This window comes from Streptomyces sp. NPDC050617, assembly GCF_040654795.1.
Taxonomy (GTDB): domain Bacteria; phylum Actinomycetota; class Actinomycetes; order Streptomycetales; family Streptomycetaceae; genus Streptomyces.
In genome coordinates, this window is the sequence record NZ_JBFAIS010000044.1 from 35813 (window position 1) to 50319 (window position 14507).

Below are 14507 nucleotides of genomic sequence, written 5' to 3' on the forward strand. Positions count from 1 at the left end.
CTCCGTCCGATCAGTCCGGGACCTGGATCACCGGGAAGCTCCCGGTGCTGGTGGGGGCCGACTCCGGTAGCCACAGCACCGCCACGGCTCCGGTGCCGCCCTCGGCGACCGGGTCCGCGTTGCGGAAGGTCAGCCGTGCGCCGAGAACCCTGGCCTGGCCGGCCGCGATGGTCAGGCCCAGGCCGTGGCCCTTGCCCGCGCGGTCCTTGCTGCCCGTGCGGAAGCGGCTCGGGCCCTCCCGCAGCAGTTCCTCCGGGAACCCCGGACCGTGGTCGCGGACCCGCAGCACCCGGCCCTCGACCGTGACCTCGAACGGCCCCTTGCCGTGCTTGGCGGCGTTGGCGAGGAGGTTGCCGAGGATGCGTTCGAGGCGGCGGGGGTCGGTGGAGACGTAGGCGTCCCGGATGACCCGGCAGTGGGCGTCCGGGGCGACCACCCGGACCCGGCGCATCACGAACTCGCCGAGTTCGACGTCCTGCATCTCGGCCCGCTCCGCGAAGCCGTCCAGCCGCGCCACCTCCAGTACGTCCTCGACGAGCGTGCGCATCGCCTGCGCCCGGTTCCGTACGAGCTCGGTGGGGCGGCCCGGCGGCAGCAGTTCGGCGGCGGTGAGCAGGCCGGTGACCGGGGTGCGCAGCTCGTGCGCGATGTCGGCGGTGACGCGCCGCTCGGCCTCCAGCCGGTCCTGGAGCGCCTCAGCCATCCCGTCCACGGCGCGCGCGAGGTCGTCCGTCTCGTCGCGCACCCGGCCGCCGATGGAGTCGCCGACGCGCACGTCCGACTCGCCCTCGGCGAGGTTGCGGGCGGCGACGGCCGCCTTGCGCAGCCGCCGGGAGAGCTGTCCGCCGATCAGGATGCCGAGCGCGGAACCGCCGAGCACCACCGAGATCGACCCGATGACCAGCGCCTTGTCCAGCTCGTCGAGGATCGCGAAGCGGTCCTTGAACCGGGTGTGGACGGAGAGGATCTTGCCGTCGCGCAGCGGCACGGAGGCCCATACCTCCGGGGCGCCGCCCGAGTCCTGGAGGTAGGTGGCGCGCAGCCCGACGGCAGCGGCCTCCCGCAGCTGCTGCGGCAGCGCCGGGTCGTCGATCTTCGTGCGGAACAGCAGCCGGTGGGTGGAGTCGTAGATGCGCTGGGCGTCCTGCACCCGCTGGTCCATGACATCGCGGCTGTTGTCGAGCATCGAGACGCGTGCGGCGTTGTGCACGACGAGGCTCAGGGCGATGGCGACGAGCGCGCCCACCCCGGCGATGGCGAGGCTGACCTTCCAGCGCAGCCCGGTGCGCAGGGAGAGCTTCACCGCGCCACGCCCCGCGCTACGTCCTGCGCTGCGTTCCGCGCCACGCCCCGCGCCCCGCTCTGCGGCGCGCATCGCCGCGCGCCCGGCCCCGGCGCGGACGCGGGCACGGACACAGGCGCACTCGCGGACGGCTGCCGGGACGCGAGAGGACTTCCGCCGAGGGGACGTCCACCGGAGGGGCGGCCACCGAGGGGACCTCCACCGTGATGACTTCCACCGGAGGGACGGCCGCCGTGAGGACTTCCGCCGAGAGGGTGCGGCACCATGAGGAGAGGCTAGCCTCGAAGTTTGTAGCCGAAGCCGCGGACGGTCTCGATGCGGTCCTGGCCGATCTTGCCGCGCAGCCGCTGCACATGGACGTCGACGACGCGGGTGTCGCCGCCCCAGCCGTAGTCCCAGACCCGCTCCAGCAGCCGGTCGCGGGAGAGCACGGTGCCGGGCGCGCCCGAGAACTCAAGCAGCAGCCGCATCTCGGTCGGGGTCAGCGCGACGGACCGGCCTCCTTTGCGCACCTCCATCCCCTCGGTGTCGACCTCCAGGTCGCCGAAGGTCAGCACGCCGCCCTCCAGCTGCGCGTCGTCGGCGCCGGAGGACGCCGCGCCGCCCGGCCCGCTGGCGTGGCCGAAGCGCCGCAGCACCGCCCGGATGCGGGCGACGAGCACGGCGCCGTCGAAGGGCTTGGTGACGTAGTCGTCGGCGCCGGCCTCCAGGCCGAGCACCACGTCGATGGAGTCGGCGCGCGCCGACAGCATGATCACCGGGACGGTCGACTCGTCGCGGATCCGGCGGCACAGGCTGACGCCGTCCAGCCCCGGCACCATCACATCGAGCAGCGCGATGTCCGGCTGGTGGGCGCGGAACTTCTCCAGCCCGGTCAGCCCGTCCGGCACGGCGGTCACCTCGAAGCCGTCGCGCTCCAGGGCGAGCTGGGTGGCCTCGCGGATGACGTCGTCATCCTCGACGAAAAGCACATGTGTATCGGCCACCGCTGCTCTAGCCCTCCGTTCCCGCGCTGGGGAGGTCGTCCTTGTCGTCGCCGTTGACGGTCTTGCTGTAGTCGGTGTGCGTGCGCCCGGTCTCCTGGAACTTGTTCTTCGTCCAGTGGTACGTGACCACGTCCTCGCTGGACGGGCAGCACACCGCGTCCCCCGAAGCGTAGATCTGCTTGGTCACCCGCAGGTCACGGCGGTCGATGTCGGCGTAGACGGGCGACTGCTCGACCGAGAACACATTCTCGTACGAGTCCGCGCCCGAACGCGCCCCCGATCCCGAGCTCGCCCCCGATCCCGACGTCGATCCCGATCCCGACCCCGATCCCGAGTCCGACCCGGAGCCCGAGTCGTCCTTGGGCCGGTACACATAGGCGCCCACGCCGAAGGAGTCGCCGCAGGTCAGGATGTTCACCACGATGTCGGTCCGGGCCGCGCCGGTCAGCTGCCCGTACGAGACGTCGACGGGGTACTGGTCCTTCGCGCACGGCTTCAGATTCCGCTTGATCTGCGGGCTGACCTTCGGGTCGCCCTTGATCAGCGCGACGGCGTCGACCTTCTCCTGGGAGGGAGAAGGCGACGCCGAAGGTGTTCTCTTCGCTTTGGCCGCGCTCTCGCTGCGCGCGGGGCCCTCTTTCCGTACGCCCTCGCCGCTCGCGTTGCAGCCGGACAGCACGAGGCAGGCGGCGGCGGCCATGGAGGCCGCCGTGCCGCCGGTGATCAGTGCTCGCTTGGGGGGAGCCGGCTTTCTCAGGCCGCGCACCGTTCCTGCCCCCGCTCGCCTCGTTCCAGCGCATGGAAGTCCAGGTCGCGGCTCTCCAGTTCCTGACGCAGACGGGCCAGCGCCCGGTGCAGCGTGCTCTTGACCGTGCCGGTCGACATGCCGAGCGCCTCCGCCGTCTCCTCAGTGCTCATCTGCTCCCAGTGTCGCAGCACGACGACGCTGCGCTGCTTGGGGGCGAGGACTCCGAGGATGTCCATCAGCAGGGCGCGGTCGGCGTGTTGCTCGGTGCCGTCCTCGACGCTCGCGTCCGGCAGCTGCTCGGTCGGCACCTCGTCGAGCTTACGGGCGCGCCACCACTCCGTGCGAGTGTTGATCATGACACGTCGGAGATAGGCGTCGGCCAGCGACTTGTCGGCTATGCCGTCCCAGCGGCCGTACGTGCGCACCAGCGCGGTCTGGAGCAGGTCCTGAGCGTCGATGGGGTCCGGAACCAGTCGGCGGGCACTGCGCAACAGCGCGTCCTGCCGGTTGCGGACGTACTCCTCAAAATCCAGAACCTTGCCGCTGCCAGCCATCCGAGCAGCCTCCATTCCGCTTGCGTTCCCCGCGTCACGCTGGTGGTCGTCCAGCACGTAGAGGACGCTACGGAGGCGCTGTTGCGGCGCGATGTGCGATAGCCCTTCGGCATGTGCACAGCTGTCCATAGGTTGTGTAACAGGGGGAACGAACTGGACATTGCGCCCGTCAGGATCGCGGACGGTGACGGCTCGGTGACGGCTTTCCGGCAGGGTTTTGGTGGTGAAAGACCCCTGTAATGGGGGCAGTTGGAGGCTGTGGGGCGGTTGCGGCGTTTGTTGTTACGGCAGCCTTCATAGCCGTTACGTCCGCCGTTACGTCCGCCGTTACGGAAGCCGTTACGCGGGCCGTTCCCGGAACCGTGACGCCGGTGTCGTCATATCGCCGTCACGAAAGCCGACCCGGCGGCCGTCACGGAACGCGACCCGACGGCCGCCAAACGAAAGCCGACCACCGCCGTCGTCTCACGTCAGCGGCAGCCGGTACGCACCGTCCGCGAGCGGTTCCACGAGCCCGTCCGCGACCAGGCCGTCGAGCGCGCGGGCCCGCTGGATCGGCTCGTCCCACACCCCGTCCAGCACCGCCTGCTCCACCGGCCCGACCGCCTCGCGCAGTACGGCCAGCAACTTGCCGCGCACTTGTCGGTCCGTACCGGCGTAGGTCTGGCCGCGCCGCGCCGGGCCGTCGTGGGCCGGCGACCCCGCCGCCACCCAGGCGCACCGCGCGGCGATCGGGCAGCGGCCGCAGGCGGGGCTGCGGGCCGTGCAGACCAGCGCGCCCAGCTCCATGGTCGCGGCGGCCCAGGCGGCGGCGGTCGACTCCTCCTCCGGCAGCAGGGCGCGGGCGAGCTTGCGCTCGGCGGCGGTGGTCGCGTTCGGCGGGTACTGCACCCCGGTCACGGCGCGCGCGAAGACCCGGCGCACGTTGGTGTCGAGGACCGGGTGCCGCTGCCCGTACGCGAAGGAGGCGACGGCGGACGCGGTGTACTCGCCGACGCCGGGCAGCGCGAGCAGCTTGGCGTGGTCGTCCGGTACGTCCCCGCCGTGCCGTTCCGCTATCGCCGCCGCCGCGCCGTGCAGCCGCAGCGCGCGGCGCGGGTAGCCGAGCCGGCCCCAGGCGCGTACGGCCTCGCCGGGCGGCTCGGCGGCCAGGTCGGCGGGGCGCGGCCAGCGCGCCAGCCACTGCTCGTACACCGGCAGCACCCGGCTGACGGGGGTCTGCTGGAGCATGAACTCGCTGACCATCACGGCCCAGGGGCCCGCGTCGGGGCGGCGCCAGGGCAGGTCGCGCGCGTGCGTGTCGAACCAGTCGATGACGGCGGCGTGCAGGGCCGCGGGGGGCGGGGACGCGGGGACGGCGGCCGGCGTCGAGGGTGTGGGCGTCGTGGGCAGAGTCGTCATAGCACCATCGATCCTGGCACGGCCGGGCGGAGGCACGCGTGACGCCCCAGGTCGGACCGCGCGCGTCCCCGCCGTGATCTTGGCTTTCGCATCCGCGTTCGCGTCCCCGACGCCGTGGCCCGGGGAGCCGCCGCGGGCGCGGATGATCCAATGTCGGCGGTGCCTCTACAGACAGGTGCCTCCATGGACAGAGGCAGGTACCTCTATAAGCAGGCACCTCTATAAACAGCACGGCTGACAGCACAGCCGCGCACGACACCGCGTCTCGCGCAGCGCCCCCGAGGAGTTCACGATGGCCCAGGACGACCCTGACGGCGCACCCGACGGCGCACCCGACGCGGGCGGTGCCGGACCCATTCTGCGGGCGCTCGACGGACACACCACGATGACGCTCGCGTATATCGACGAGGACGGCCCGCAGGCATGCGCCGTGCTGTACGCGCGGGGCGGCGATGCCGAGGCGCCGGTCCTCTACTTCGTCACCTCGACCTCCACCCGGCACGGCCGCGCCCTCGACGCGCCCGGCGCGCGCGCCGCCTTCACGGCGCAGCGCGACGGGCAGGAGTGGACGGAGCTGACGGGGGTGCAGGGCCGGGGCGGCTGCCGTCGGCTGGCTGGCGCGGAACGGGCGGACGCCTGGCGCACGTACACGGAGCGCTTCCCCTTCACCGTCGCCTCCGAGCGGCTGCGGACGGCCATGGAGGCCACGGCCCTGTGGGAACTGCGCCCCGACTGGCTCAGGTTGATCGACAACGCGCAGGGGTTCGGGCACAAGCGGGAGTGGTCCGCGTCACGTTGACGGCGGCTCGGGTCCCGTATGCCTCTACGCCTCTACGCCTCTACACCTCTACACCTCTACACCTCTACACCTCTACGCCCCTCAGCCTTTACACCCGGCGGCCCCGCCGTCCGTCGAGCGGCGTCGGCGTGTCGCGCGCCGAAGGGCCTCCGATCCGGGTGTGAGCACGGCTTCCGGGCAGATGATGAGAAAAGTACGGGGCCCCACGGCGGGTATTGGCTGGTGCCGTGGCGGATCTCTCGTAGAGTCTTCGCGTGGGATCTCTGCGCAATCCGATCGGGCCGCTTCCCTCCTCCATCTACTGGCGGCGGAGGTCAGTTGCGCTGGCCCTGATCGCGCTGCTGGTGCTGCTGGTGGTGTGGGCCGTCAATCTGGGCGGCAGCGGCAGCGCCGGCAAGGACGACCGGGGCAAGGGCGCGAGCGGCAAGGACTCCGGCCCCACCAACACCATCACGCCGGGGCCGACCCCGTCCGGTACGCACTACGGCCAACGGCCGGGCGGCCGCGACGAGTCCGGTAGCGGCGGCGGAAGCGGTGGTTCCGATTCCGGCGGCAGCGGTGGGAACGGCGGCAGTGGCGGTACGGGCTCGGGTGGGGCCGCGGGCGCGGGCGTGCTCGGGGCCGGCGACGGGAAGGCACTGCCGGCCGGGTCGAGCCTGCCGGACTGCACCACCTCGGATGTGCATCTGACGGTGCGCAGCGTGAAGAACAGCTACGCCCCGGACGAGAAGCCGAAGTTCGAGGTCATCGCCAAGAACACGGGCAGCGGCGCCTGCAAGGTCGACTTCGGCGTGAAGTCCGCGGTGCTGAAGATCGCGCCGGCCAAGGAGGCCGACAAGCCGGTGTGGTCCTCGGGCGACTGCCCGAAGGGCGACGGCCCGGCTCCGTTCGAGGTCGGGGCCGATAGCGAGACCAAGCGCACGGTGGAGTGGGACCGTAAGCCGAGCGCCGCCAATTGCGCGACTCCGGCCGCGGATTCCGTGAAGCCGGGCACGTATCTGGTCGAGGCGGAGGTTCCGGGACTGGGCAAGTCGCAGGGCTCCTTCGTCCTGGCGGAGGACTGACCGGCGGAGGACTGACCGGCGGAGGACCGACCGGCGGAGAACTGGCCGGCGGAGGACCGACCGGCGGAGAACTGGCCGGCGGAGGACTGGCCGGCGGAGGGCCGGCCAGCGGAGAACTGACGCTTCGCCGGGCAGCAGCCTGCTGAGCACCGGAGCGTCACCCTCGGGCGCGTCGCCGCTGGTCGCGCACTTCCCCGACGTCCCCGCGGCCCGCAGAAGCGCTATCGCGCCGCGGCCAGTTCCTCGCGGATTCCCGTGATGATCAGCCTGAGCCCGAACGCGAACCTGGCGTCGAAGTCGAGCATGGACGGCAGTGCGCTGTGGGCCAGGTGCGGGTAGTCCTCGGTGGAGAGGGTCGACTGCACGTCCTTGGGGTCCACGTCGATGCGCCCCTGCTGTTCCAGCACCTCCCCCAGCACGTAGGAGAAGAGGGCGGTGATGGCCCAGACCGCCTCCTCCCCCGTGAAGCCCGCTTCCTCCATGGCGCCCAGCAGGGAGTCGGCGACCGTCAGGGTGGGCCGCCGGGTGGTGTAGGAGCCGCCCACGATGCGGGCTCCGTCGCGCTGGCCGAGCAGGGCCGCGCGCAGCCGTCCGGCCAGCACGGCGACGCGGTCCTCCCAGCCCGCCGCGGGGAGCGGGCCGAGCGCCGAGGCCAGGATCGCGTCGGCCATCGCGTCCACCAGGGCGTCCTTGTCGTGGAACAGCCGGTACAGGGCGGGCGGCTGGGTGCCGAGGGCGTCGGACAGCCGGCGCATCGTCAGTGACTCCAGCCCACCGAGGTTGACCAGGGCCAACGCCGTGTCCACCACGGCCTCCGCCCGGACCGGGCCCTTGCGCGTACCGGCTTCGCCGCTTCCCTGAATTGACATGTTAACGATGTTATCACTAGCGTAATTCTGTCGTTGTTAACGTCGTTACTGGTTCTCTCGGGCAGTCCACGAGGAGCCCGTCCGAAGGAGGAGGAATGGCGACCGAGACCGTGCCCGCCGCCGCTGAACCACAGGCTCCGGAGACCGAGCGGCCTCCGGAGACCGAGCGGCAGGAAACCCTGGTAATGGTGCGACAGCTGCGCTGGGAGGCCGCCGGAGTGGTCTCCGTGCTGCTGGCCCGGCCGGACGGCGGGCAGTTGCCGCCCTGGCGGCCCGGCGCCCACGTGGAGCTGCTGATGCCCACCGGCATCACCCGGCAGTACTCGCTGTGCGGCTCGCCCGACGACCTGTCCGCGTACCGCATCGCGGTGCGGCAGCAGCCCGCGAGCCGCGGCGGATCGGAGTACGTGCACTCCTTCCTGCGCCCCGGCCAGCCGCTGAGGATCCGCGGCCCCCGCGACAACTTCGGCTTCGAGCCGGCCGACTCCTACCTGTTCATCGCGGGCGGCATCGGCATCACCCCGATCCTGCCGATGGTGCGTCAGGCCATCGACGCGGGCGCGAAGTGGCAGCTCTTCTACGGTGGGCGGTCCGTTGTCTCCATGGCGTTCCGCGACGAGTTGGCGCCGCACCGGGATTCCGTACGCCTCTACCCCGCGGACAAGGCCGGGCACATCCCGCTGGCCGAACTGCTCGGCGGGACCACGCCCGGCACGGTCGTCTACGCCTGCGGCCCTGAGCCGCTGCTCGACGCCGTGACCGACGGCGGCGCGCATCTGCCCAAGGGCACCGTGCGCATGGAGCGGTTCAGGCCGCGGACCAGGGAGCCGCTGCCCAACGCCCCGGTCGAGGTGGTCTGCGAGCGGTCCGGCAGGACCATCGACGTACCGGCGGAGCGCAGCGTCCTGGACGCGCTCGGCGACGCGGGCCTGCGGGTGCCCAGCTCATGCCGCGAGGGCGTGTGCGGCACCTGCGAGACGCGGGTGCTCGGCGGCGTGCCCGACCACCGCGACGACATCCTCTCCGAGGACGAGCGCGAGAACGGCGACCGGATGTTCGTCTGCGTCTCCCGCGCCCGCACCCCGCAGCTGGTCCTCGACCTCTGACCGGCCCCGTAGGGCCGGCCCCACGGATCACCCCACGGATCACCCCACAGATCACTCCACGGGCCAGCCCTACGGATCACCCACGGGCCGCCCCAACCGGCCGGCCCTCACCGATCCGCCCGTTCGACCGCCTAGTCCGCCCACCCGCCCATTCGCCAAGGAGCGCACCATGGACCTGGCCACAGCCCCCCGGCACACCGCCGAGAACGACGCACCCGGTACCCCCGGCACCACTGACACCTCCGGCGCCGCCGACACCTCGGCCGCCTTCACCGGCGCCGTCGCCGACGGCGCGTACGACCCGTTCTCCACCGTCGGCACCGAAACCGCCCCGACCTGGTGGGACGACCGCCGGCCCGCCCCCGAGCACACCGCCGCCGACGCCTTCACCCCCATCGGGATGGACCGCGTCCGGGAGATCCTCGGTGAGCCGCAGCCCTTCATCGTGGAGAAGAAGGAGCCGTTCGTCGGCGACTTCATGCGCCGCTTCATCGCCCACAGCACCTTCTTCTGCCTGGCCACCGTCGACGAGACGGGGGCCGTGGACGCCAGCCCCAAGGGCGACCCGCCCGGCTCGGTCCGCGTCCTGGACCCGTGGACCCTGGCCGTCCCCGACCGGCCGGGAAACCGGACCGCCGACACCTTCGAGAACATCACCCGCAGCCCCGGCGTGGGCATGGTCTTCTTCGTCCCCGGCGTGCGGGAGACGGTCCGCGTCAACGGCGACGCGTTCGTCACCGACGACCCCGACCTGTTGCAGCGGCTCGGCGCGGAGGGCAAGCCCGCCGTCCTCGCGACGATCGTGAAGGTGCGCGAGGCGTTCTTCCAGTGCGGAAAGGCCGTGATCCGCGCCCGGCTCTGGGAGGACGACCCGCGGGGTCTGGCCGACTCCCTGACCCCGACCAGCGACTTCTACGCCCAGGTCACCGCGCAGATGGCGGAGAAGATGGCCGCGAACCTCGGCGACGGGCTGGGCTCCCTGGGCACGATCGTCCAACACCACTACGACACCGAGCTGTTCTGACCTGCTGACCTGCTGACCTTCTGGTCTTCTGGTCTTCTGGTCTTCCGGCTTCTGGTCTTCCGGCCGTCCGGTCTTCCGGTCTGACCGTCCGGCCTTCCGGTCTGACCGTCCGGCCTGACCGTCCGACGCACAGGGCCGCCCGGGGGAATCGTCCCCCGGGCGGCCCTTTCGCTGTCGGTGCCCGGCGCGGCGGGGTGCTGCCCTACACGCAGCCCCACACGTACCCCAACACACAGCCCTACACGTAGCGCTCCAGGATCGACGACTCCGCCAGCCGGGAGAGGCCCTCGCGGACCGAGCGGGCGCGGGCCTCGCCCACGCCGTCCACGGTCTGGAGGTCGTCGACGCTCGCGGCGAGCAGTTTCTGGAGGCCGCCGAAGTGGTCCACGAGCCGCTCGATGATGGCGTTCGGCAGCCGCGGCACCTTCGCGAGGAGGCGGTAGCCGCGCGGGGAGACCGCCGAGTCGAGGGTCTCGGGCGAGCCGCTGTAGCCCAGCGCACGGGCCACGATGGGCAGTTCCAGCAGCTCGGCGTGGGTGAGCGAGTCGAGCTCGGCCAGCGCCTCGGGGACCGTACGGGTCCGCTTCGCGGTGGGCTGGGGGACGTAGTCGCGCACGACCAGCTCGCGCTCCGGCTCCACGCCGGCGATCAACTCGTCCAACTGGAGCGAGAGGAGCCGCCCGTCGGTGCCCAACTCCACCACGTACTCGGCGATTTCGGTGGCGATGCGGCGCACCATCTCCAGGCGCTGGGCGACCGCCGTGACATCGCGGACCGTCACCAGGTCCTCGATCTCCAGGGCCGAGAGCGTGCCCGCGACCTCGTCGAGGCGGAGCTTGTAGCGCTCCAGGGTGGCGAGCGCCTGGTTGGCGCGGGAGAGGATCGCCGCCGACTCCTCCAGGACACGCCGCTCCCCGTCCACGTACAGCGCGATGAGCCGCATCGACTGGCTGACGGAGACGACGGGGAAGCCCGCCTGGATGGAGACGCGCTGCGCGGTGCGGTGCCGGGTGCCGGTCTCCTCGGTGGGGATGGAGGCGTCCGGCACGAGCTGCACCCCCGCCCGCACGATCTTGGTGATGTCCTTGTCGAGGACCAGCCCGCCGTCGAGCTTGCACAGCTCGCGCAGCCGGGTCGCCGAGAACTCGACGTCCAGGACGAAGCCGCCCGTGCACATCGACTCGACGGTCTTGTCCATGCCCAGCACGATGAGCCCGCCCGTGTTGCCGCGGAGGATGCGCTCCAGGCCGTCGCGCAAGGCGGTGCCGGGGGCGACCGCGCTCAGCGAGGCGCGCATCAGACCGTCGGCACCGGAGCTTCCCCCGGCCCTGCCGGGGCCCGATGCCCGGTCGTTGGCTGCCACTGCACTCCTCCGGTCGCAAGGTCAACGGTGCCGCAGCCCGCCCCTCCGGCGCGTGCACGCGGGCGTACGGGCGAGACCAGGGCAAAGTCTACCGGCGCTCGTCCTCCTCCTGTGGGGCCTCCCGGCGGACGCGCTTCGGCAGCACCCGGAGGGCGTCCCCTATGTCGGCGACCTCCAGGACCCGCATGCCGCTGGGAATCTTCCCCGGATCGCCCGGCACGAGGGCGTGGGTGAAGCCGAGCCGCGCCGCCTCGGCGAGCCGCCGCTGTACGCCCGTGACCCGTCTGACCTCGCCCGCGAGCCCCACCTCGCCGACGGCCACGAGGTTCTGCGGCAGCGGGGTGTCGCTCGCCGCGCTGGCCAGGGCGAGCGCGATGGCGAGGTCGGCGGCCGGCTCGGAGAGCTTCACGCCGCCGACCGTGGCGCTGTAGATGTCCCGCTTGCCGAGCGCGCTGATCCGGCCGCGCTGTTCGAGCACGGCGAGCATCATCGAGACGCGGGAGGTCTCCAGGCCGGAGGTGGTGCGGCGGGGGGAGGGGATCTGCGAGTCGACGGTGAGCGCCTGGACCTCGGCGACCAGCGGGCGGCGGCCCTCCAGGGTGACGGTCAGGCAGGTGCCGGGCACGGGCTCGGAGCGGCGGGTGAGGAAGAGGCCGGAGGGGTCGGCCAGGCCCGTGATGCCCTCGTCGTGCAGCTCGAAGCAGCCGACCTCGTCGGTCGCGCCGTAGCGGTTCTTGACGCCGCGCACCAGGCGCAGCCGGGCGTGGCGGTCGCCCTCGAAGCTGAGGACGACGTCCACGAGGTGTTCGAGCAGCCGGGGGCCGGCGATGGCGCCGTCCTTGGTGACGTGGCCGACCAGCAGCGTGGCCATGCCGCGCTCCTTGGAGGCGCGGATCAGGGCGCCCGCCACCTCGCGGACCTGGGCCATGCCGCCGGGCGCCCCGTCGATCTCCGAGGACGCCACCGTCTGGACGGAGTCCATGATCAGGAGGGAGGGCTTGACCGTGTCGAGGTGGCCGAGCACCGCCGACAGGTCGGTCTCGGCGGCGAGGTAGAGGTGGTCGGAGAGGGCGTTGATACGGTCGGCGCGCAGCCGGACCTGGCTGGCCGACTCCTCGCCCGTCACATACAGAGTGCGGTGGTCGTCGGAGGACGCCTTCGCCGCCACGTCCAGCAGCAGCGTGGACTTGCCGACGCCCGGCTCGCCCGCGAGCAGCACGACCGCGCCGGGCACGAGGCCGCCGCCGAGCACGCGGTCCAGCTCGTCCACGCCGGTGGAGCGCGCGGTGGCCGTGCGCCCGTCCACTTGGCCGATCGGCAGGGCGGCGGCGGTGACCCGGCCGGGCGCCGTCGTACGGACCGCGGGGGCGCCGCCGAATTCCTCGACCGTGCCCCACGCATGGCACTCCGGGCAGCGGCCGAGCCACTTGGCGGTGGTCCAGCCGCACTCGGTGCAGCGGTAGGAGGGGCGGTCCTTGGCGGACGCTTTGCGGGTTGCCATGCCGGTAACGCTAGCGCCAGGCACCGACAACGCTCACCACGCGGCCCGAGGCTGTGGAAAAGCCCGGAGCCGCGATCACGGAACGTCAGGCCGGTGTCCCCTTTTGAGGGAGATGGTCACCCGTAAGGGTTAAAAGGGAGCAAGAGGCGCGAGACGATCTGCATCATCCTTCTACCGTCGCCGGGTGATGAGCAGCAGGCCCGACCACCCCACGCACTCCACCGGCGCACACCGGGCGCGGCGTCGTGCGCCCCAATTGCCTCAAGAGCCCCAGCCGTCGCAATCCTCCCGGCCTCCCCAGGCCCCTCTGTCCCAAGAGCTTCCGCCGCCGCAGCCGCGGTCGGCGTCCGTGCCGTCCCAGCCGTCAGGGCCCTCCCCGTCGTCCCGGTCGCCTCGTTCGTCCGAGCCGCCCCAGCCGTCGTCCAAGCCGCCGTCCCAGTCGCTCCAGTCGGCCCAGCCATCCGATCCGTCCGATCCGTCCGATCCATCGGATCCGGCGCAGGAGCCGCTCTCGCGGTACGAGCCGTATCTGGACGGGCTGTTCACCTACTGCCTGTCCGTTCTGTGCGAGCACGACGCGGCGACCGCCGTGCTCGGCGAGGTGCTCGCCCTCGCCGAGCGCCGCGGCGACCGCTGCCCCGACGGCCAGGGGCTGCGCCGCCCCTGGCTGTACGCCCTCGCCCGCTGGACGTGTCTGCGCAAACTCGCCGAACTCAACGCCGCAAACGCCGCCAACGCCACCAACGCGGTAAACGCCGCAAGCACCGCACGCGCCGCGAACACCGCCGACGCGGGCGGCACGGCGGGCGGCATGGCGCATGGCATGGCGCACGGCATGTCCGAGGCCGCCGCCGGGCAGCGACAGCGCGAACTGGCGCGGCTCGCCTGGCCCGAGGCCGCCGGCACGTCCTCCGAACAGCGCGAGGCACTGGAGCTCGCCGTCCGCCACCGGCTCTCCCCGGCCGAGGTGGCGACCGTCCTGCGTATGGAGCAGGGCACGGCACGGGCCCTGCTGTCCGCCGCCGCGTGCGAGGTGGAGCGGACCCGTACCGCCCTCGCCGTCGTCGAGCTGGGGAACTGCCAGGTCGTCGCCCGGCTCGCCGAGGACACCCAGGTGCTCCTGGGCACGGCGCTCCGGGGCGAGCTGGTGCGCCATGTCGACGAGTGCCGCGACTGCCGCCGCACCGCCGAGCGGGCCACCGCGGGCGGCCCCTGGCCCGGCATGGTCGCCACCGCGGCGGCCCTGCCCGTCATGGAAGCGCCGCGTCCGGCGGCGCTCGCCGCCATGCGGCTCGCACTGCGCGCACGCCCGGCGCGCGGCACCACGCTCGCCGGCCCGCGCTTCGACCGCAGCGGCTTCCCCATGGCGCCCAAGGACCGCGCCGCGCGCCGCCGCCGGATGCGCAACCGCGCCGTCACGACGACGGTGGTCGCGACGGTGGTGGCCGCGCCCGTGCTCGCCCTGTGGGCCGCCTACCGCGGCGCGCCGGAGACGGGGGAGGGGCAGGACGGCGCGGCGTCCGTGACGGCCCGTTCCTCGGACGGGCTCGACGGGCGTCCGTACGAGAAGGCGGGCAGCGTGCGGAGCGAGCGCGTCGTCCCGCGCTTTCCGGTGGGGAGCCCGTCGCCGGGCGTGTCGGTGGAGGTGACCGGTACCGACGGGCGGCCGCTGCCCGGCGCGAGCCACGCGCCGGCCCCGACCCGCTGAGCACGCACAAGGGCGAGACGCGCGAGGAGCGGCTGACGGAGTTCCTGGAGGAGAACGACGTGCCGGTGCTGGGGCTGCGCG

At 72.6% G+C, this 14507-nt stretch carries 12 protein-coding genes and 1 pseudogene; 5 read left to right on the forward strand and 8 right to left on the reverse strand.

Annotated elements, in window-relative coordinates:
- Nucleotides 1-10: 10 nt before the first annotated feature.
- The 5 genes from cseC to AB0I49_RS35970 form a co-directional block, all read right to left on the reverse strand.
- Entirely contained in the window at nucleotides 11-1303 is a 1293-nt protein-coding gene (cseC, locus tag AB0I49_RS35950) for a two-component system sensor histidine kinase CseC (RefSeq protein ID WP_363231427.1), read from the reverse strand.
- A gap of 275 nt (nucleotides 1304-1578) precedes the next feature.
- A complete protein-coding gene (gene cseB / locus AB0I49_RS35955; protein WP_363231428.1) occupies nucleotides 1579-2289 on the reverse strand; it encodes a two-component system response regulator CseB in 711 nt (236 codons plus the stop codon).
- Nucleotides 2290-2296: 7 nt separating this feature from the next.
- Nucleotides 2297-3055 (reverse strand): hypothetical protein, encoded by a 759-nt coding sequence (locus tag AB0I49_RS35960; protein WP_363231429.1) that lies wholly within the window; start codon nucleotides 3053-3055, stop codon nucleotides 2297-2299.
- Nucleotides 3043-3591: a SigE family RNA polymerase sigma factor gene (locus tag AB0I49_RS35965; RefSeq protein ID WP_363135313.1), complete on the reverse strand. Its 549-nt coding sequence runs from the start codon at nucleotides 3589-3591 to the stop codon at nucleotides 3043-3045. Before AB0I49_RS35965 ends, AB0I49_RS35960 begins: the two co-directional genes overlap by 13 nt.
- Nucleotides 3592-4056: 465 nt before the next feature.
- Nucleotides 4057-4992, reverse strand: a complete 936-nt coding sequence (locus AB0I49_RS35970; RefSeq protein ID WP_363231430.1) for an A/G-specific adenine glycosylase — start codon at nucleotides 4990-4992, stop codon at nucleotides 4057-4059.
- A gap of 292 nt (nucleotides 4993-5284) precedes the next feature.
- On the opposite strand from AB0I49_RS35970, the gene AB0I49_RS35975 reads away from it, so the two are divergent.
- Entirely contained in the window at nucleotides 5285-5791 is a 507-nt protein-coding gene (locus AB0I49_RS35975) for a pyridoxamine 5'-phosphate oxidase family protein (protein ID WP_363231431.1), read from the forward strand.
- Nucleotides 5792-6045: 254 nt separating this feature from the next.
- Complete coding sequence (locus AB0I49_RS35980; protein ID WP_363231432.1) at nucleotides 6046-6855, forward strand: hypothetical protein; 810 nt, start codon at nucleotides 6046-6048, stop codon at nucleotides 6853-6855.
- A 221-nt stretch (nucleotides 6856-7076) separates the two neighbouring features.
- Here the strand turns inward: AB0I49_RS35980 and AB0I49_RS35985 are convergent, their stop codons facing one another.
- Complete coding sequence (locus AB0I49_RS35985) at nucleotides 7077-7724, reverse strand: TetR/AcrR family transcriptional regulator C-terminal domain-containing protein (protein WP_363231433.1); 648 nt, start codon at nucleotides 7722-7724, stop codon at nucleotides 7077-7079.
- Between the two features lie 95 nt (nucleotides 7725-7819).
- Between AB0I49_RS35985 and AB0I49_RS35990 the strand changes: the two genes are divergently transcribed.
- Nucleotides 7820-8830 (forward strand): PDR/VanB family oxidoreductase, encoded by a 1011-nt coding sequence (locus AB0I49_RS35990; protein WP_363231434.1) that lies wholly within the window; start codon nucleotides 7820-7822, stop codon nucleotides 8828-8830.
- A 169-nt stretch (nucleotides 8831-8999) separates the two neighbouring features.
- Nucleotides 9000-9854: an MSMEG_1061 family FMN-dependent PPOX-type flavoprotein gene (locus tag AB0I49_RS35995; protein WP_363231435.1), complete on the forward strand. Its 855-nt coding sequence runs from the start codon at nucleotides 9000-9002 to the stop codon at nucleotides 9852-9854.
- 238 nt (nucleotides 9855-10092) lie between these two features.
- Here the strand turns inward: AB0I49_RS35995 and disA are convergent, their stop codons facing one another.
- Entirely contained in the window at nucleotides 10093-11217 is a 1125-nt protein-coding gene (gene disA / locus AB0I49_RS36000; RefSeq protein WP_030880365.1) for a DNA integrity scanning diadenylate cyclase DisA, read from the reverse strand.
- Between the two features lie 88 nt (nucleotides 11218-11305).
- Nucleotides 11306-12718, reverse strand: a complete 1413-nt coding sequence (radA, locus tag AB0I49_RS36005; protein ID WP_363231436.1) for a DNA repair protein RadA — start codon at nucleotides 12716-12718, stop codon at nucleotides 11306-11308.
- Nucleotides 12719-12905: 187 nt separating this feature from the next.
- Here radA and AB0I49_RS36010 point away from each other — a divergent pair.
- A pseudogene (locus AB0I49_RS36010) lies at nucleotides 12906-14240 on the forward strand (hypothetical protein); the annotation flags it as partial.
- Between the last annotated feature and the right edge of the window lie 267 nt (nucleotides 14241-14507).